Origin of the sequence: Streptomyces sp. NBC_00631, from assembly GCF_045206895.1 — a bacterium.
In the GTDB taxonomy this organism is placed as follows: Bacteria; Actinomycetota; Actinomycetes; order Streptomycetales; family Streptomycetaceae; genus Streptomyces.
In genome coordinates this window covers 1,194,125-1,211,928 of record NZ_CP107734.1, presented here as the reverse complement: position 1 = coordinate 1,211,928, position 17,804 = coordinate 1,194,125, and the positions used below count along the sequence as shown (strand labels likewise).

The following is a 17,804-nucleotide window of genomic DNA, read 5'->3' as shown; positions in this document are numbered from 1 at the left end:
ACATATCACTGTTCGTCGTCGGTACCGCCGGCCCGCGCGAGCACCCCGAGCGGCACCGGCCGGGCGAACGGTCTGCGTGCCGCCGTCTCCGGACAGCCGGCGAGCCCGGCGACCGCCGGCCCGCACATCCGGCCCTGGCACCAGCCCATCCCGGCCCGCGTGAGCAGTTTGACGGTCCGTACGTCTCCCGCACCCAACTCGGTCACGGCCCGCCGGACCGCCCCGCCGGTGACCTCCTCGCACCGGCAGACGACCGTGTCGTCGGTGACCTGCTCGGCCCAGTGCGCGGGCGGCGCGTAGACGTCGTCCATCGCCGCGGCGAACCGCCGCAGCCCCGCACGGACCCGGGCCGCCCTCGCCCAGCCAGGTGCGTCCGGCTCCCGGCCCGACAGCCGCGCGGCGGCCGACCGGCCCGCGACGTGCCCCTCGGCGAGGGCGAGTTCCGCGCCGCCGATGCCGGTGGCCTCGCCCGCCGCCCACACCCCCGGGACATCGGTGCGCTGCTCGTCGTCCACGTGCACCGCGGCACCGTCGATCCGGCAGCCCAGGCCCTCCGCGAGATCGGTGTGCGCGAGCATGCCGTGCCCGACGGCCAGGGTGTCGCAGCCGATGCGCCGCCGGGTGCCCGGCCGTACCCGGCCCGTGGCGTCGAGCGCGGCGACGGTGACGGCTTCGAGCCGCTGGTCGCCGTGCGCCTCGACGACGGTGTGGTGGACCAGGGGGCGCACCCCGTGCCGCAGCAACCGGGCCGCGTAGAGGGCGCCTTCGGCGAGCTTGGCCGGCTGGGCGGCCAGCGCGGGGGAGCGCCGCACGAAGGCCCGTGGGTCCGCGGAGTCCACCAGGGCCGCCACCCGGGCGCCGACCGCCGCGAGCCCGGCGGCGACCGGCAGCAGCAGTGGTCCGGTGCCGGCGACGACCGCCGTACGGCCCGGCAGCACCAGTCCGCCCTTCAGCATGGCCTGCGCCCCGCCCGCCGTGACGACACCGGGGAGCGTCCAGCCGGGAAAGGGCAGCACCCTCTCGTAGCCGCCGGTCGCGAGCAGCACCGCGTCCGCGCGCACCTCGACGGGCTGTTCCTGCTCGGGGCCGAGCAGCGCGTGCACGGTGAAACCGGACCGCCGTCCGCGCGTCACACACCACACATGGTGGTCGCGGAGATGGGTCACCCGCCCGGCCGTGAGCTGCCGGTCGAGGCCGGCGCGCAGCCGTTCCCAGTCACGCCACCGGTGGTGCAGGGCCTGCGGGCGGAGGGCCCTGAGCCCGGCGGCGGGCTGCCGGTAGAACTGACCGCCCGCCTCGGGCGCCGCGTCGATCAGGGTGACGCGCAGGCCGTGCCCGGCGGCGGCCAGGGCGGCGGCGAGACCGGCCGGGCCCGCGCCGATCACGGCGAGACGGGGTGACGTCTCCTGGCGGCTTGTGTCAGTCATGGTGACCCGTGCCCTCCTGCGTACGGATCGCATCGCCGGGCTCGACGGGCACGACACAAGCCCGTTGATTGGGGCGGCCGTTGACGGTGACCAGGCAGTCGAAGCAGACGCCGATCCCGCAGAAGACCCCGCGCGGACGGCCCTCGCCGCGGGTGGTCCGCCAGGATGTGACACCGGACGCCCAGAGGGCGGCGGCGACCGTCTGGCCGGGCAGCGCCACGAGCTCCCGGCCGTCGAAGGTGACGGTGAAGGCGGGGCCCGGCCGGGCCCGTACCAGCTCCAGGGGGTTCACGGGGCCTCCTCGCCGAAGCGCTCGGGACGGAACGGGGTCAGGTCCAGCTCGGGCTTCTCGCCGCTCAGCACCTGCGCGATCAACTGCCCGGTTCCGGTGGCGAGGCCGATGCCCGCGCCCTCGTGACCGCAGGCGTGGAAGAGGCCCGGCGCCCGCGGATCCGGGCCGATCGCGGGGAGGTGGTCGGGCAGATACGGGCGGAAACCCAGGTAGCTGCGCATCGCGCGGACCCCGGACAGGAACGGGAACAGCCGGGTCGCGCCCGCCGCCAGCGCCCGTACGGCCGGCAGTGAGAACGACCGGTCGAAGCCGACCCGTTCCCGGCTCGCGCCGATCAGGACCGGCCCGGCCGCCGTGCCCTCGACGACCGGCGAGGTCTGCAGGGCGGCCGAGTCGCTGGCCACGTCGGCCACGTAGTCGGCGGCGTACACCTTGTGCCGTACTCGGCGCGGCAACGGCTCGGTGACCAGGACGAAGCCGCGCCGGGGGAGGACGGGGAGGCGCACACCGGCGCGGGCGGCCACCTCGCCGCCCCAGGTCCCGGCCGCGTTCACGACGGCGGGGGCCTGGATGTCGCCGTGGTCGGTGCGGACTCCGCGTACGGCACCGTCGGCGCCGCGCACCACCTCCGTCACCGTGCGGCCGGCCGACAGGCGGGCACCGGAGGCCCGTAGCAGATGTGCGGCGGCCAGGGTCGGCATGACCTGTGCGTCCTGGGGGTAGCGCATCCCGCCCGCCAGGCCGGGGGCCAAGTACGGCTCCAGGTCGCGGAGTCGGTCCGCGTCGACGTTCTCCGCGGTGATCCCGGCGGCCCGTTGCCCGGCCGCGAACCTCTCCAGGGCGGCCAGTTCCTCAGGTTCGGCGGCGACGACCACCCCGCCCTTGGGTTCGTACTCGATCCGGTCACCCAGCTCCGCCGCCAGGCCGGCCCACAACCGGGCAGAAACCAGAGCGAGTTCGAGTTCCGGCCCCGGCTCCTTGTCGGACACCAGCAGATTGCCCTCGCCCGCCCCGGTCGTGCCGCCGGCCACCGGACCGCGGTCCACCACGATCACGTCCAGACCCGCCCGGGACGCGTACAGAGCGCAGGCGGCACCCACCATGCCCGCCCCGATCACCACGACGTCGCAGGTCAGTCGCATGCTCACGCCAGTAATATGTCACATGGCACAGCGCGAGGGAAGACCGCCGAATGGCGCCCCCGAGTTGACAGGAAGACGATGGAGTGGTGGACGGGAGTTCGAAGGGAGGACACCGTCATGCTGGAGATCAAGACGGTCGACAAGCCGGACGAGCGGCGCGACTTCCCCCGCGGCCACCTGGAGGCCGTGCACCTGACCGGCCTCGACTTCGCCATCGCCACCTTCGAGCCGGGCTGGCGCTGGACGGAGTCGGTGGGGCCGATCGCGGGCACCGAGAGCTGCATGGTCCACCACAACGGCTATGTCGTGCAGGGCAGGATGCACCTGGCCATGGACGACGGCGGTGAGGGCGAGATCGGCCCCGGTGACGTCTTCGTCTGCCCGCCGGGACACGACGCCTGGGTCGTGGGAGACGAGCAGGTCATCCTGTACGACTTCGCCGGCGGCATGGCGACGGACTACGCGAAGGCCAAGGAGACCTGAGAGCGGCCGACGGGTGCCGTCACCCCCCCCCGCGGGTGACGGCACCCGGTGTGTCACACCGGCAACAGTCGCCCTATCAGCCCGCCGAGCTGGCGCGCGGTGCGGCACTCGTGCATCTCGACCAGCTCCGCGTACTCCGGAGCGGCCGAGTCGCCGGTGCCCCACAGGGAGTGCGGTTCGGGGTTCAGCCAGTAGACGCGCCGCGCCCGTGCGGTGATCTCGCGGACGGCGGCGAGGTTCGGGTCGAGGTTGTTGGTGCGGGCGTCGCCGAGCACGAACACCGTGGTCCGGGGGGTCACCGCGGCGCCGTACCGCTCCGCGAACTCGCCCAGTGCCATGCCGTAGTCGCTGCTGCCGTGCCAGCCGGTGAGCGTCGCCTCGGCGCGGATCCGGGCGCCCAGCCCCTCCGGATCCGCCCGGCCGTGCTCCAGGAGGCCTGTCACCTCGTCGATCCGGTTGACGAACGCGAACACCCTGACCTTGCTGAACTGGTCGTGCAGCGCCTGCACCAGCAGCATGGTGAAGTCGGAGAACCCCGACACCGAGCCCGAGACGTCGCACAGCAGCACCAGCTCGGGGCGGACCGGCCGGCGCCGGCGCAGCACCGGCCGCATCGGCACCCCGCCCGTCGACAGCGACCCGCGCAGGGTGCGCCGCAGGTCGATGGTGCCCCGCGCGGCCCGGCGGCGGCGCGCGGCCAACCGGGTCGCCAGCTTCCGCGCCAGCGGCTGCACGGTCCTGCGCAGCTCGGTGAGCTGGTCGCGTCCGGCGGAGAGGAAGTCCACCCGGTCGGCGCTCGGCGCCACCGCCCGCCGCGCGATCCGGTCCCGGCCGCGCCGCTCCGCCACCCGCCGCCGGGCCTCCGCCGCGACCATGCCCCGGAAGGCCTCGATCCGCCGCCGGATCTCGTCGTCGAGCAGCCGGTCCGCGAACCCGGAGCCGCTTCCACCCCGCGCACGGACATCCGTCCGCACCCGCGCGAGCAGCGTCTGCGGCCGCAGCCGGTCCAGGGTCTGGTACGACGACCAGCCGTCCGAACCCGGCGAACTCCCGTATCCGCCCAGGCCGTCCACGGCCTCGGCCGCCAACTGGCGCAGCAGCGCGGTGTCGTCGTCCGCCAGCGCGGCCGCGAGCCGCTCCCGCAGCTCCTCCCGGTCACCGGACCGGTCGCCGGATCCACCGCCGGGCCCGCCCACCGCGCGCGGGAAGTAGAGGTCGAAGACCTGGTCGAACACGGCCCGTTGGCCGGTGCCGTGCAGCAGGGTCGCGGCCAGCCCCTCGCGCAGCAGCTCGCGGTCGGCCAGCCCCAGCGCCGCCACCGCCCGGCCGGCGTCCACGGTCTCCCCGGTGCCGATCCGCACCCCGTGCGCCCGCAACGCGCCGACCAGCGCCGTCAGCCGGGCGGCGAGGCCGGCCGGGGCCTCGGCCGGTGTGCTCACAGCGCGTCCAGGTCCAGCTTGGCGGCAGCCTTCTGGATGTCGTCCTGGTGCTTGAGGATCACGCCCAGGGAATCGCGTACGACCTGCTCGTCGAGCGTGTCGGCGCCCAGGGCCAGCAGGGTGCGGGCCCAGTCGATCGTCTCCGCCACCGAGGGGACCTTGCGCAGGTCCATGGCCCGCAGCGCTCCGACCACCCGGACGACGGACTCGCCGAGCGCCTCGGTGAGCTCCGGCACCTTCAGCCGCACGATCCGGCGCTCCAGCTCCTCGTCCGGGAAGCCGATGTGCAGGAACAGGCAGCGGCGGCGCAGTGCCTCGGACAGCTCACGGCTGGCGTTGGAGGTGAGCACGACGAAGGGGCGGCGGGTCGCGGTGACCGTGCCCAGCTCGGGGACCGTCACCTGGAAGTCGCTGAGCACCTCCAGGAGCAGGCCCTCCACCTCGACGTCGGCCTTGTCGGTCTCGTCGATCAGCAGCACCTTCGGGTCGTCGCCCCGGATCGCGGTGAGCAGCGGGCGGGGGAGCAGGAACTCCTCGCTGAAGATGTCGGTGCGGGCCTCGTCCCAGGTCTCGTCCCGGCCCGCGCTGATCCGCAGGAGCTGCTTGGCGTGGTTCCACTCGTACAGCGCCCGGGACTCGTCCACCCCCTCGTAGCACTGCAGCCGTACCAGCCGGGCCCCGGCGACCTCGGCCACGGCCTTCGCCAGCTCGGTCTTGCCGACCCCCGCGGGGCCCTCGACGAGGAGCGGTTTGCCGAGCCGGTCGGCCAGGAAGACGGTGGTGGCGACGGCGGGGGAGGCGAGGTAGCCGGTCTCCGCGAGGCGCGCGGAGACGTCGTCGACGGAAGTGAACAACGGAGCCTCCGGCGGATCAGGGCGTGGAACGCAGGCGGTGAACAGGTCAGGGTTCCTATCTAAGCGCTTGTTCACCTCCCCTGTCACCGGCATCGAACTACTGGACGACGGACTGGCCGCGGAAACGGCCGACGCCCTCATGGACGCGGCCGGGACGGAGTAGCGGGGAGGGGCCGGCCGACCCGGACGGATCACCACAACGCGCCGGGCCCGTCGCCCACCGGTGCAATGGACGCGTGACCGCGCCCCCGGACGACTGCCTCGCGCGCAACGAGTGGATCTGCGGTGCCTATCTGACCAGCCGCCGGCAGATCCTCCTCGACGCCGTCGGCCAGCACCTCCGGCTCACCGCGGTCTCGGTGCTCATCGCACTGGCCATCGCCGTTCCACTGGCCGTACTGGCCCGCCGCCGGCGCTGGACGGCCGGACCCGTCCTCGGTGTCACCACCATCCTCTACACCGTCCCGTCCCTGGCGATGTTCTCCCTGCTCCTGCCCCTGTACGGACTCTCGGCCACCCTTGTCGTCGCCGGTCTGGTGCTCTACTCACTCACCCTGCTCGTGCGCAACATCCTCGCGGGTCTGCGCGCCGTCCCCGAGGAGACCCGGCAGGCCGCCCGCGGCATGGGCTACGGCCCGATCCGGCTCCTGCTCACCGTCGAACTGCCCCTCGCCCTGCCCGCCGCGATGGCCGGCCTGCGCATCGCCACCGTCTCCGCGGTCTCCCTGGTCACCGTCGGCGCGATCGTCGGCTTCGGCGGCCTCGGCAACCTGATCTACGCCGGCATGAACACCTACTTCAAGGCCCAGGTCCTCACCGCGTCCGTGCTGTGCGTGGTGATCGCCGTCGCCGCCGACCTGCTGCTGCTCGGCGTGGAGCGGCTGCTCACCCCGTGGACGCGGGCGGCCCGGGCGTGAACACCCTCGCCGACGCCTGGGCCTGGCTCACCGACTCCGCGCACTGGGCCGGCGACGACGGCATCGGGCACCGGCTGCTCCAGCACCTCGCCCTCACCATCGTCTGCCTCGTCATCAGCTGCCTGATCGCGCTCCCTGTCGCGCTGGTCCTCGGCCACCTCGGCAAGGGCGGCGCGCTCGCCGTGAACATCTCCAACGTCGGCCGGGCCGTCCCCACCTTCGCCGTCCTGGTGCTGCTCCTGCTCACCCCGATCGGCAGCTGGGGCGAGGGCCCCACGGTGGTCGCCCTGGTGCTGTTCGCCGTACCGCCCCTGCTCACCAACGCCTACGTCGGCATGCGCGAGGTCGACCGGAGCATCGTGCGGGCCGCGCGGGGGATGGGGATGACCGGGCGACAGATGTTGTTCCACGTGGAACTGCCCCTTTCGCTCCCCATGCTCCTCACCGGGGTGCGCATCGCCGCCGTCCAGCTCGTCGCCACCGCCACCATCGCCGCGCTCGCCGGCGGCGGCGGCCTCGGCCGGATCATCACCGCCGGATTCAACCTGGCCAGCACACCCCAGGTGGTCGCCGGAGCGATCCTGGTCGCCGGGTTCGCCCTGATCGTCGAGGGCGTCTTCGCACTCGTCGAACGGCTCGCCCCGGTCCGGACGCGGGGCTCGCGATGAGAGCCCGCACGGCGGCCGGCACCGTACTCCTCCTCGCCCTCACCGGGTGCGCCACCGGCCCCGCCCTGGAGAACCGCGGCGAGGTCACCGCACCCCCGGGCGACAGCCGGCACCTGACCATCGGCTCCGCCGGGTTCACCGAGAGCGACCTGCTGGCCCAGATGTACGCCCAGCTCCTGAACCAGGCCGGATACCGCACCTCCCTGATCACCGTCGCCAACCGCGAAATCTACGAACCCGCCCTGGAGTCCGGGCAGATCGACGTCGTCCCCGAATACGCGGCCACCTTCGCCGACTGGCTCAACGCCAGGACCAACGGCCCGGACGCACCCCCCGTGGGCTCACCCGATCTCACGACCACGATGAAGGCACTGCGCCGCCTCGCCACCCCCCGCGGCCTCACCGTCCTCGACCCCGGCAGGGCGGTGGACCAGAACGCCTTCGCGGTCACCGCCGCCTACGCCCGGCGGCACCACCTCAGGACGCTCACCGACCTCGGCGCCTCGGGGCTGAAGGTTCGGCTCGCGGCGGGCGACGAGTGCGTGCAACGGCCGTACTGCGAGCCGGGGCTGAAGAAGGTCTACGGCATCGACATCACCGGCGTCGACCCCAAGGGCGTCGGCACCACCCAGGCCAAGCGGGCCGTGCAGAGCGGGCAGGACCAGATGGTGCTGACCACGACCACCGACGCGACGCTCGGCCAGTTCGGCCTGGTCCTCCTCGCCGACGACAGACATCTGCAGAACGCCGACTACGTCGTCCCCGTCGTCAACCGGGCCCGGGCCGGCAGCGAGCGGGTGACGAAGGCGCTCGGCAAGCTCAACGACATCCTGACGACGGCCGACCTGGCCTCGATGAACCAGCAGGTCGACAGCTGGCGGCGGCTGGCCCAGGACGTGGCCCGGACCTACCTGCGGGACAGGGACCTGCTGAAGTGACGGCAGGCGGCGGCCGGGGCTGTTGTCAGTGGCGGCCGGTACGTTCGGGGTATGGGGATCTATCTGGTGAGTGTCGGTGCGCAGGACTGGCTCGACGGCGACGAGGACGAGGGCGGCAAGGGCGTCCTCGCCGCGGCCCTCGACGAGGAGCTGAGACGGCGCGGGCTGGCGCCGTACGAGTCGGTGCCCGAGGCGGCCGCCTTCGTGCGCGGCTCGGGGCTGTCGTTCGAGGAGAAGCTGGTACCGGCCATGGACGGGTTCGGCGCACTGTGCCGAGAGCACCTGTCACCGAAGGAAGGGGAACTGCTGCTCGGATGGTCGGTGCTGGTGCCCTTCTCGCTCGACGAGGAGATCCGGCTGCCCGTCGAATCCGCCTACACCGACGAGACGGTGATCGCCGGCGCACCCGAGGTGCTCGCCCTCGCGCAACGGCTCGCGGCGGCGATCGGCCTTCCCGTCGAGTCGATACCGGAGGCCTGCGACAACCTCGATCTGACGATGTGGTTCCTGGAGGGCCCGGCCAAGGAAGCGGCCGCCGTCCGTCCCGGCCCCTGGGGCGAGGACCTGGACACCGCCTTCTACGTCGCGCTCTACCTGCGGGCCGCCCAGCACTCGCTGCGCCGCGGCTGCCCGATGACGTACTGCTGACGACCACCGGCCACCGATCACCGGCCGCGCTCCGTCGGTCAGGCCTCCGACACCGAGTCGAACGGCACCTGACCGCGCGGGACGCCACGCGCGTCCGCGTCCACCGAGCGGCGCAGCGCCTCGTGCAGCCTGGCCGGGGTCAGCACGCCGAGGAAACGCGAACCGTCCAGCACCGCGACCCACCCGGCGTCGTGCTGCAGCATGACGCCGAACGCCTGTCTGAGCGGGGCGCCCACCGGTACCCACGCGGTCATCCGATGGGCGAGGTCGCCGATCGCGCCGCCCGCCGCCAGCTCCTCCCGGCCCACCCAGCCGTGCAGGTCGCCGTACGGGCCCAGGACCACCGCCCACCGGGCGCCGGCCGTCCGCAGCCGGGCCGCCGCGCTCGCGGCGGGCTCGTCGAGGCGGACGACCGGCGGCTGCTCCAGGTCGTCCGGTTCGATGTCGGTCACGGACAGCCGCTTCAGCCCGCGGTCCGCCCCCACGAACCCGGCCACGTACGGGGTGGCCGGCCTGCCCAGCACGGCCCCCGGAGTGTCGAACTGCTCGATCCGCCCCTGCCCGTACACCGCGATCCGGTCGCCGAGCCGTACCGCCTCCTCGATGTCGTGCGTGACCAGCAGCACCGTCTTGCGCACGGCGGCCTGCATCCGGAGGAACTCGTCCTGCAACTGCTCCCGCACCACCGGGTCGACGGCGCCGAACGGCTCGTCCATCAGCAGCACCGGGGGGTCGGCGGCGAGCGCCCGGGCCACGCCGACGCGCTGCCGCTGGCCGCCCGAGAGCTGGTCCGGGTAGCGCGGCCCGTACGTCTTCGGGTCCAGGCCCACGAGGTCCAGCAGCTCTGCGGCGCGGGCCAGGGCCCGCGCCCGTTTCCAGCCGAGCAGCGCCGGGACGGTCGCGGTGTTGTCGAGGATCGTGCGGTGCGGGAACAGGCCCACCTGCTGGATGACATAGCCGATCCGGCGCCGCAGCCGCACCGGATCGACGTCCGCGACGTCCGCGCCGTCGACGAGGATCCGGCCCGAGGTCGGTTCGATGAGCCGGTTGACCATCATCATCGTCGTGGTCTTGCCGCAGCCGGAGGGGCCCACGAGCGTGACGAGTTCACCCTCGGCCACCTCGAAGGAGAGGCCGTCCACCGCGGTCGTGCCGTCCGCGTACCGCTTGGTGACCTGCTCGAACCGGATCATTCCCTCACGTTAACCGCGACCGTCACCGATCGCCCGCATCGGCGATGGGGACCGGGCGGTCTCCGCTGACCAGGACCACCTCCAGGGTGCGCGGACCGTGCACCCCCTCGACCCGGTCCAGCTCGATGTCGCTGGTGGCAGAAGGACCGGAGATCCAGGTCAACGGCAGGGCCGGGTCGAGCCGTTCGAGAGCCTGGGGCACGGAGGACACGACCTGCTCCGGGACCCGTACGACACAGATGTGGTGGTCGGGCACGAGGGTGATCCGACGGCGGCCCTGGTCCGGGCCGCCGTCCAGCACGATCGTGCCGGTCTCGGCGACCGCCACCGCGCAGCCGGTGACCACGCTGCCGACCCGGTCGAGTTCGCGCGGCGTGCTCTCGCCCCGGTCCGTGACCTGCTCGGCCTCGGTCGCCGAGAGCCACTCGGGGGGCAGCCCGGTAGGCACGGCCACTGTCCTCGAACCACGCGCGGCGACCAACCCCCCGATCGTGGCTGCCAGTTCCTCCTTCGTGCACCGGTGCACGATCGCCCGGTAGTCCGCCAGGTTCTCGGCGAGCAGGTCCACCGTCTCCGCGACGCTCCGGGCCCCGTGCTCGCGCAGATACGCCCGCTCGACGGGCGTGTCCTCGTCCCGTACCTCGGCCAGTGCCCGTCGCACCCGGCCGAGGATCCGCTCCCTGCTGCTCACTTCGCACCGCCCTTTCCGCCGCCGGTCCGCTGCCACCAGTCCCGGAACGGCTCCGCCGGTACGGCCGGCAGGTCCCGGGTCCCGCTCCACGCCCGGCCGGGACCCGGCAGGGTACGGGGATGCAGGCGGCGGCTGCGGGAGGCGAGCCGCTGGCCGGTGCGCAGGGCGGCCGGGTGCGTGAACGCCCACCGGGCCGCGCGCATCGCCGCCCGCTCGGCCGCGTGCCCCTTGGCCGGCTTGAGCACCACCTTGTTGCCGTCCCGGACCGCCTCGCCGCCCTCCACGACCCGCTCGCGCAGATGCACCAGCACCTCGGGGATGTCGATGGCGACCGGGCAGACGTCGTAGCAGGCCCCGCACAGCGACGAGGCATACGGGAGCGAGGCGTCGATCTCGCTCTGTGTGCCCCTCAGCTGGGGGCTGAGGATGGCGCCGATCGGGCCCGGGTAGACCGAGCCGTAGGCGTGGCCGCCGGCCCGCTCGTAGACCGGGCAGACGTTCAGGCAGGCCGAGCAGCGGATGCAGCGCAGGGCCTGGCGGCCGACCTCGTCGGCGAGGGTGTCGGTACGGCCGTTGTCCAGGAGCACCAGGTGGAAGGTCTGCGGGCCGTCGCCGTCCGTGGTGCCGGTCCACATGCTGGTGTACGGGTTCATGCGCTCGGCGGTGGAGGACCGGGGGAGGGTCTGCAGGAAGACCTCCAGGTCCTGCCAGGCCGGCACGGTCTTCTCGATGCCGACGACCGAGATCAGCGTCTCGGGCAGGGTCAGGCACATCCGCCCGTTGCCCTCGGACTCGACGACGACCAGGGTGCCGGTCTCGGCGACCATGAAGTTGGCACCGGAGATGCCGACCTTCGCACGCAGGAACTTCTCCCGGAGGTGGAGCCGGGCCGCCTCGGCCAGTTCGGCCGGTGTGTCGGTGAGGCCCTCGGGTGCGGGGCGCCCCCACTCGCCCATCTCCCTGCGGAAGATGTCCCTGATCTCACCACGGTTGCGGTGGATGGCGGGGACCAGGATGTGCGAGGGCCGGTCGTGACCCAACTGCACGATCAGTTCGGCCAGATCGGTCTCGTAGGCCCGGATGCCCGCGGCCTCCAGCGCCTCGTTGAGCCCGATCTCCTGCGTGGCCATCGACTTGACCTTCACGACCTCCGACTCACCGGTCTCCTTGACCAGTTCGGTGACGATCCGGTTCGCCTCGTCGGCGTCGGCGGCCCAGTGGACCGTGCCGCCCGCCGCCGTCACGGCCTCCTCCAACTGGACCAGATAGCGGTCGAGATGACGGAGTGTGTGGTCCTTGATCCGTTTGCCCGCCTCGCGCAGCGCGGCCCAGTCGGACACCTCGGCGACCGCCTTGGCCCGCTTGGCGCGGATGGTGTGCGTGGCGTGGCGCAGGTTCCCGCGCAGGACGGGGTTGCTGACGGCCTCGTGCGCGGCCTTCGGGAAGGCCGGCATTCCTACGAACGTCCCGCTCATACGGCCGGCTCCTCCTTGGTGCTCGCCAGGATCTCCGCGATGTGCACCGGCCGCATGCCGCTGCCCAGCCGGGTCATGGTGCCGCCGATGTGCATCAGGCAGGAGTTGTCGGCCGCGCACAGCACCTCGGCGCCGGTCGACTCGGCGTTGCGCACCTTGTCGGTGCCCATCGCCGCTGACACGTCCGCGTTCTTCAGCGCGAACGTGCCGCCGAACCCGCAGCACTCCTCGGCGCCCGGCAGCTCCACCAGCTCCAGGCCCTCGACGGCCTGCAGGAGGCGGCGGGGGCGGTCGCCGAGGCCCAGACTCCGCAGCCCGTGGCAGGTCGGGTGGTAGGTGACAGGGTGCGGATAATATGCCCCGACGTCCGTCACCCCCAGGACGTCCACCAGGAACTCCGTCAGCTCGTACGTCTTCGGCACCACCGGCGCCAGCGCAGCGGCCAGCCCGCTCCCGCGCCCCTCCGCCCGGGCCCGCTCGCCCATCCTCGGATACAGCTCCCGCACCATCGCCCCGCAGGACCCGGACGGGGTCACGATCGCCTCGTACTCCGCGAAGACATCGGAGAAATGCCGGGCCAGCGGCTCCGCCTCATGGCGGTAGCCGGTGTTGTAGTGGGCCTGCCCGCAGCACGTCTGCGCCATCGGGAAATCGACCTCGACGCCCAGCCTGGTCAGGAGTTTCACCACCGCGCGGCCGGTGTCCGGATAGAGCGTGTCGTTGACGCAGGTCAGGAAGAGAGCGACACGCATCGCGGCTCCTAGAGGTCGATCATCGGATGAGTGCAGGGTAATGGGCCGGTGCGGCCGGCGGGAGACCCGGTCGCGGTGCGGCGGGTCGGGAGCCGCCACCGGGTGACCGGTGCCGCCGGCTCACCGTGGGGTCAGCCGCGCCTCGGCCGCCTCCCAGCGGGCGGTGTCGCCGCTGGGCGCGTACCGGGTCAGCGGCTGGCTGCGGGTGAGCAGCCGCCGCATGTCGGCGAGATCACCGAGGAGGCCGTGCGCACGGGCCTGCACGAGAACGTTCCCGAGGGCGGCCGCCTCCGCCGGGCCCGCCACCACCGGCAGCCCGCAGGCGTCGGCGGTGAGCTGGCAGAGCAGCGCGTTGCGGGTGCCGCCGCCCACCACGTACACGGTGTCCACCGGATGGTCGGCGAGCCGCTGCGCCTGAGCGACCGCCCGCCGATGGGCGAGCGCCAGCGAGTCGAGAATGCACCGGGTGATCTCACCGCGCGTCCGTGGCACGGGCTGTCCCGAGACCCGGCAGGCCTCCGCGATCCGCTCCGGCATCCGCCCGGGAGCCAGGAACCCGGCATCCCCCGCGTCCACCACCGAACGCAGCGCCGGCACGGTGGCCGCCGCCCGCAGCAGCTCGCCCAGATCCGGGTCGCCCCAGGCCCGTACGCACTCCTGGAGCAGCCACAGCCCCATGATGTTGCGCAGATAGCGGACCGTGCCGTCCAGCCCCAGTTCATTGGTGAAGTTGGCGGCCCGGCTCTCCTCGGTCAGCACCGGCGCTGCCAGCTCCAGCCCGGCCAGCGACCAGGTCCCGGTACAGATGTACGCGAACCGCTCACCGTCCGCCGGCACGGCGGCCACCGCGGACGCGGTGTCGTGCGAGCCGACAGCGGTCACCGGCACCGGCCCGGCCAGCCCGGTCTCCTCCAGCACCTCGGGCCGCAGCAGCCCGGCCGGATCCCCGGGCCGCCGCAGCGGTGCGAACAGCCCGAGGTCGATCCCCAGCCGGTCCGCGACCTCGTACGACCAGTCGCGCGTCCGGGGATCGATCAGCTGGGTGGTGGAGGCGTTGGTGAGCTCGGTGCCCTGCTCGCCGGTCAGCCAGTACGACAGCAGGTCGGGGATGAGCAGCAGCCGCTCGGCGTGTGCGAACTGGGCACTGGATCGGGCGGCCACCAGCTGGTAGAGGGTGTTGAAGGGCGCGTACTGGAGCCCGGTACCGGCGTACAGCTCCGCCGCCGGCACACTCGCCCACACCTTCTCCGCGACGCCCTCCGTGCGGGCGTCCCGGTAGTGCACGGGGTTGCCGAGGAGCGCCCCGTCGGCGTCCAGCAGCCCGTAGTCCACGGCCCAGCTGTCGATGCCGACGGAGTCGACCTGCCCGGTCGCCCGCAGCCCGTCCAGCACACCCCCGTAGAGGGCGAGTACGTCCCACCGCAGCCCCTCCGGCACCCGCACCGGCCGGTTCACGAACCGGTGCGCCTCGGCCAGCTCCAGCGAGTCGGGGCCCACCCGGCCGACCATGACCCGCCCACTGGACGCGCCGAGGTCCACCGCTGCGTAGGACCTTGGGGCGGTCATCGCAGGAACGCGGCCGCCACACCCGCGTCGACGGGGACGTGCAGCCCGGTGGTGTGGGTCAGTTCGCCACCGGTCAGGGCGAACACGGCGTTCGCCACATGCTCGGGCAGCACCTCACGCTTGAGGATGGTCCGCTGCGCGTAGAACTCGCCCAGCTTCGACTCCGCAACCCCGTAGACGGCGGCCCGCTGGGCCCCCCACCCGCCGGCGAAGATCCCGGACCCGCGCACCACACCGTCCGGGTTGACCCCGTTGACCCGGATCCCGTGCTCGCCCAGCTCGGCGGCGAGCAGCCGCACCTGGTGCGCCTGGTCGGCCTTGGTCGCGGAGTAAGCGATGTTGTTGGGCCCGGCGAACACGGCGTTCTTGGAGGCGATGTAGACGATGTCGCCGCCCAGCCCCTGGGCGATCATCACCCGCGCGGCCTCCCGCGAGACGAGGAAGGACCCGCGGGCCATGATGTCGTGCTGGAGGTCCCAGTCCTTGGCGGAGGTCTCCAGGAGCGGCTTGGAGATCGAGATCCCCGCGTTGTTGACGACGAGATCCACCCCGCCGAAGGCGAGCGCGGCGGCCCGGAACGCCCCCGCGATCTGCTCCTCGTCCGTCACGTCCACGGTGACCGCGACGGCCTTGTCGGGCCCGCCGAGCTCCTCCGCCACCGCGGCCGCGCCCTCGGCGTTGAGGTCGGCGACGACGACACAGGCCCCCTCGGCCACCAGCCGGTGCGCGATCGCCTTGCCGATCCCGCTGCCGGCCCCGGTCACCAGGGCCACCCGGGTGGCCAGCGCCTTCGGCTTCGGCATCCGCTGGAGCTTGGCCTCCTCAAGGGCCCAGTATTCGATCCGGAACTTCTCCGACTCCTCGATCGGCGCGTAGGACGACACCGCCTCGGCCCCGCGCATCACATTGACGGCGTTGACATAGAACTCACCCGCGACCCGGGCGGTCTGCTTGTCCTTGCCGAAGCTGAACATGCCGACGCCGGGCACGAGCACGATCGCCGGGTCGGCGCCGCGCATGGCGGGGGAGTCGGGCAGGGCGTGCCGCCGGTAGTAGGCGGCGTACTCCTCCCGGTACGCGGCGTGCAGCTCACGCAACCGCGCGACCGCCTCGTCCAGCGGGGCAGCCGGCGGGAGGTCGAGCACCAGCGGCCGTACCTTCGTCCGCAGGAAGTGGTCCGGACACGACGTGCCCAGCGCGGCGAGCCGTGGATGCTCGGCCCGCGCCAGGAAGTCAAGGACGACATCGGAGTCGGTGAAGTGCCCGACCTGCGCCCGGTCCTGGGAGGCGACGGCCCGGACGTACGGCGCGAGCGCGGCGGCCCGCTCCCGCCGCTCGCCCTCCGGCAGCGCGCCGTACCCCTCGACGAGGGCCCCGAACGGCTCGGCCTTCCCGCGTTCCGCCAGGAACTTCTCGGCGGTGCGGATGATGTGCAGCGAGTTGCGCTCGCACTCCTCGGAGCTGTCGCCCCAGGCGGTGATCCCGTGCCCGCCGAGCACACACCCCACGGCCTGCGGGTTGGCCTCCTTGACGGCGGCGATGTCCAGGCCGAGCTGGAACCCCGGCCGCCGCCACGGCACCCACACCACGGTGTCCCCGAAACACTCGGCCGTGAGCTTCTCCCCGTCGGCTGCACACGCCAGCGCGATACCGGAGTCCGGGTGCAGATGATCGACGTGCGGGGCGTCGACGAGCCCGTGCATGGCGGTGTCGATGGAGGGCGCGGCCCCGCCCTTGCCGTGCAGGCAGTAGTCGAAGGCGGCGACCATCTCGTCCTCGCGCTCCACCCCCGGGTACACCTGGGTGAGCGCCTTGAGCCGATCGAGCCGCAACACGGCAAGCCCGCCCGCCGTGAGCGTCCCGAGGTCACCACCTGACCCCTTCACCCACATCAGCTCCACATCACCACCGGTGACGGGGTCGGTGGCGGTGCCTTTCGCGGACGCGTTGCCGCCGGCGTAGTTCGTATTACGAGGATCAGCACCGAGCCGATGGGACCGGGAGAGAAGCGCGGAGGCTTCGGGATGGGTGGACACGAGGATTCCTAACTTGTCGAAGACGGCGAGTGGATTCACCTGAAGGGGCGCGGGGAACTGAGCGACCAGCCACACCCGGCCCGCACCCTGCGACGCAACAGATCAAGGCAGACGCTTACGCACCCCACCCCGCCTGTTCCCCTCCAACTCGCTCGGCGACGATCTTCTCGGCCCACCCGGACCGGCGGTACGCCGCGATCGGGTCGGGGTCCAACCCCATCTCGTCCCGCACCTCCCTGAGCAACGGCCGCACATCCGTGTTGTAGGCATCCATCACCACGGCATTCGCGGCCAGCACGTCCCCGGCGGCCTGCGCCTCCGCCAACGCCGCCCGGTCCACCAGCAGCGCCTTCGCCGTGGCCTCCTGCACGTTCATCACCGACCGGATGATCGCCGGGATCTTCGCCTCGATGTTGTGGCACTGGTCGAGCATGAAGGCCACCTCGGCGGTGAACCCGCCCCCACGCGCCACCTCGTACATGATCCGGAACAGCTGGAACGGATCCGCGGCCCCCACCATGAGGTCGTCGTCCGCGTAGAACCGCGAGTTGAAGTCGAACCCGCCGAGCTTCCCCTCCCGCAGCAGCGTGGCGACGATGAACTCGATGTTGGTGCCCGGTGCGTGGTGGCCCGTGTCGACGACGACCTGCGCCTGCGGCCCGAGCTTCAGGCAGTGGGCGTAGGCCGTCCCCCAGTCCGGCACGTCGGTCGTGTAGAAGGAGGGCTCGAAGAGCTTGTACTCCAGCAGCATCCGCTGCCCGTCGCCCAGCCGCGCGTACACCTCGGCCAGCCCCTCGGCCAGCCGGTCCTGGCGGGCCCGGATGTCGTCCTGACCGGGGTAGTTGGTGCCGTCGGCGAACCACAGCTTCAGGTCCTTCGACCCCGTCGCGTCCATGATGTCGACGCACTCCAGCAGGTGATCGACGGCCTTCCGGCGCACCGCCGCGTCCGGGTGGCAGATGCTGCCCAGTTTGTAGTCGTCGTCCTGGAAGGTGTTGGAGTTGATCGCCCCCAGCCGCAGCCCCCGCTCCTCGGCGTGCTTGGCCAGGCCGGCGTAGTCGTCCACCTTGTCCCAGGGGATGTGCAGCGCCACCGTCGGCGCGACCCCGGTCACGGCGTGGACCTGCGCGGCGTCGTCCAGCTTCTCCTTGGGCGAGCGCGGCACGCCCTGCTGGGCGAACACCTTGAAGCGGGTCCCCGAGTTTCCGTACGCCCACGACGGCGTTTCGACGGCCTGGGTCTTCAGCGCGGCCTTCACCGCGGCGAGGTCGGTCACTTCGGGG

17 protein-coding genes are annotated in these 17,804 nt (G+C 72.7%); 5 read left to right on the top strand and 12 right to left on the bottom strand.

Annotated features, from left to right (window positions below; genetic code table 11):
• Nucleotides 1-5: 5 nt before the first annotated feature.
• The 3 genes from OHB00_RS05700 to OHB00_RS05690 are packed head-to-tail and all read right to left on the bottom strand — an operon-like array spanning nt 6 to nt 2,867.
• The gene (locus tag OHB00_RS05700) at nt 6-1,427 is read right to left on the bottom strand and encodes an NAD(P)/FAD-dependent oxidoreductase (protein WP_406431872.1); all 1,422 of its coding nucleotides are present in this window, start codon (nt 1,425-1,427) and stop codon (nt 6-8) included.
• Nucleotides 1,420-1,719, bottom strand: coding sequence for a (2Fe-2S)-binding protein (locus tag OHB00_RS05695; protein ID WP_406431870.1), 300 nt, complete (start codon nt 1,717-1,719; stop codon nt 1,420-1,422). Before OHB00_RS05695 ends, OHB00_RS05700 begins: the two co-directional genes overlap by 8 nt.
• The gene (locus OHB00_RS05690; protein WP_406431868.1) at nt 1,716-2,867 is read right to left on the bottom strand and encodes an NAD(P)/FAD-dependent oxidoreductase; all 1,152 of its coding nucleotides are present in this window, start codon (nt 2,865-2,867) and stop codon (nt 1,716-1,718) included. The genes OHB00_RS05695 and OHB00_RS05690 overlap by 4 nt, the downstream gene beginning before the upstream one ends.
• A gap of 111 nt (nt 2,868-2,978) precedes the next feature.
• Here OHB00_RS05690 and OHB00_RS05685 point away from each other — a divergent pair, with 111 nt between their 5' ends.
• Nucleotides 2,979-3,344, top strand: a complete 366-nt coding sequence (locus tag OHB00_RS05685) for a cupin domain-containing protein (protein WP_406431866.1) — start codon at nt 2,979-2,981, stop codon at nt 3,342-3,344.
• A gap of 53 nt (nt 3,345-3,397) precedes the next feature.
• Here OHB00_RS05685 and OHB00_RS05680 read toward each other — a convergent pair whose 3' ends face one another.
• Both OHB00_RS05680 and OHB00_RS05675 read right to left on the bottom strand, forming a co-directional pair.
• Entirely contained in the window at nt 3,398-4,783 is a 1,386-nt protein-coding gene (locus tag OHB00_RS05680) for a VWA domain-containing protein (protein WP_406431864.1), read from the bottom strand.
• Nucleotides 4,780-5,637 carry an AAA family ATPase gene (locus OHB00_RS05675; RefSeq protein WP_406431862.1) on the bottom strand — a complete coding sequence of 286 codons (858 nt, stop codon included), beginning with the start codon at nt 5,635-5,637 and terminating at the stop codon, nt 4,780-4,782. Before OHB00_RS05675 ends, OHB00_RS05680 begins: the two co-directional genes overlap by 4 nt.
• Before the next feature lie 236 nt (nt 5,638-5,873).
• Between OHB00_RS05675 and OHB00_RS05670 the strand changes: the two genes are divergently transcribed.
• Genes OHB00_RS05670 through OHB00_RS05655 form a run of 4 tightly spaced genes read left to right on the top strand, consistent with a single transcriptional unit; the run spans nt 5,874 to nt 8,808 of the window.
• Nucleotides 5,874-6,554, top strand: coding sequence for an ABC transporter permease (locus OHB00_RS05670; RefSeq protein WP_406431860.1), 681 nt, complete (start codon nt 5,874-5,876; stop codon nt 6,552-6,554).
• Nucleotides 6,551-7,222 carry an ABC transporter permease gene (locus OHB00_RS05665; RefSeq protein ID WP_406445624.1) on the top strand — a complete coding sequence of 224 codons (672 nt, stop codon included), beginning with the start codon at nt 6,551-6,553 and terminating at the stop codon, nt 7,220-7,222. Before OHB00_RS05670 ends, OHB00_RS05665 begins: the two co-directional genes overlap by 4 nt.
• Complete coding sequence (locus OHB00_RS05660; RefSeq protein ID WP_406431858.1) at nt 7,219-8,160, top strand: ABC transporter substrate-binding protein; 942 nt, start codon at nt 7,219-7,221, stop codon at nt 8,158-8,160. The genes OHB00_RS05665 and OHB00_RS05660 overlap by 4 nt, the downstream gene beginning before the upstream one ends.
• A 51-nt stretch (nt 8,161-8,211) precedes the next feature.
• On the top strand, nt 8,212-8,808 hold the full coding sequence (locus OHB00_RS05655) for a hypothetical protein (RefSeq protein ID WP_406431856.1): 597 nt from the start codon (nt 8,212-8,214) through the stop codon (nt 8,806-8,808).
• 38 nt (nt 8,809-8,846) lie between these two features.
• On the opposite strand, the gene OHB00_RS05650 is transcribed toward OHB00_RS05655, so the two are convergent.
• The 7 genes from OHB00_RS05650 to rhaI form a co-directional block, all read right to left on the bottom strand.
• Complete coding sequence (locus OHB00_RS05650) at nt 8,847-10,001, bottom strand: ATP-binding cassette domain-containing protein (protein WP_406431854.1); 1,155 nt, start codon at nt 9,999-10,001, stop codon at nt 8,847-8,849.
• A gap of 22 nt (nt 10,002-10,023) precedes the next feature.
• Nucleotides 10,024-10,692, bottom strand: a complete 669-nt coding sequence (locus OHB00_RS05645; RefSeq protein ID WP_406431852.1) for a lactate utilization protein C — start codon at nt 10,690-10,692, stop codon at nt 10,024-10,026.
• On the bottom strand, nt 10,689-12,167 hold the full coding sequence (locus OHB00_RS05640) for a LutB/LldF family L-lactate oxidation iron-sulfur protein (protein ID WP_406431850.1): 1,479 nt from the start codon (nt 12,165-12,167) through the stop codon (nt 10,689-10,691). The genes OHB00_RS05645 and OHB00_RS05640 overlap by 4 nt, the downstream gene beginning before the upstream one ends.
• Nucleotides 12,164-12,919, bottom strand: a complete 756-nt coding sequence (locus tag OHB00_RS05635; RefSeq protein WP_406431848.1) for a (Fe-S)-binding protein — start codon at nt 12,917-12,919, stop codon at nt 12,164-12,166. The genes OHB00_RS05640 and OHB00_RS05635 overlap by 4 nt, the downstream gene beginning before the upstream one ends.
• Before the next feature lie 120 nt (nt 12,920-13,039).
• Nucleotides 13,040-14,485 carry a rhamnulokinase family protein gene (locus OHB00_RS05630; RefSeq protein WP_406431847.1) on the bottom strand — a complete coding sequence of 482 codons (1,446 nt, stop codon included), beginning with the start codon at nt 14,483-14,485 and terminating at the stop codon, nt 13,040-13,042.
• Nucleotides 14,482-16,521: a bifunctional aldolase/short-chain dehydrogenase gene (locus OHB00_RS05625; protein WP_406431845.1), complete on the bottom strand. Its 2,040-nt coding sequence runs from the start codon at nt 16,519-16,521 to the stop codon at nt 14,482-14,484. The genes OHB00_RS05630 and OHB00_RS05625 overlap by 4 nt, the downstream gene beginning before the upstream one ends.
• Before the next feature lie 115 nt (nt 16,522-16,636).
• Nucleotides 16,637-17,797: an L-rhamnose isomerase gene (rhaI, locus tag OHB00_RS05620; protein WP_406431843.1), complete on the bottom strand. Its 1,161-nt coding sequence runs from the start codon at nt 17,795-17,797 to the stop codon at nt 16,637-16,639.
• Nucleotides 17,798-17,804: the final 7 nt, after the last annotated feature.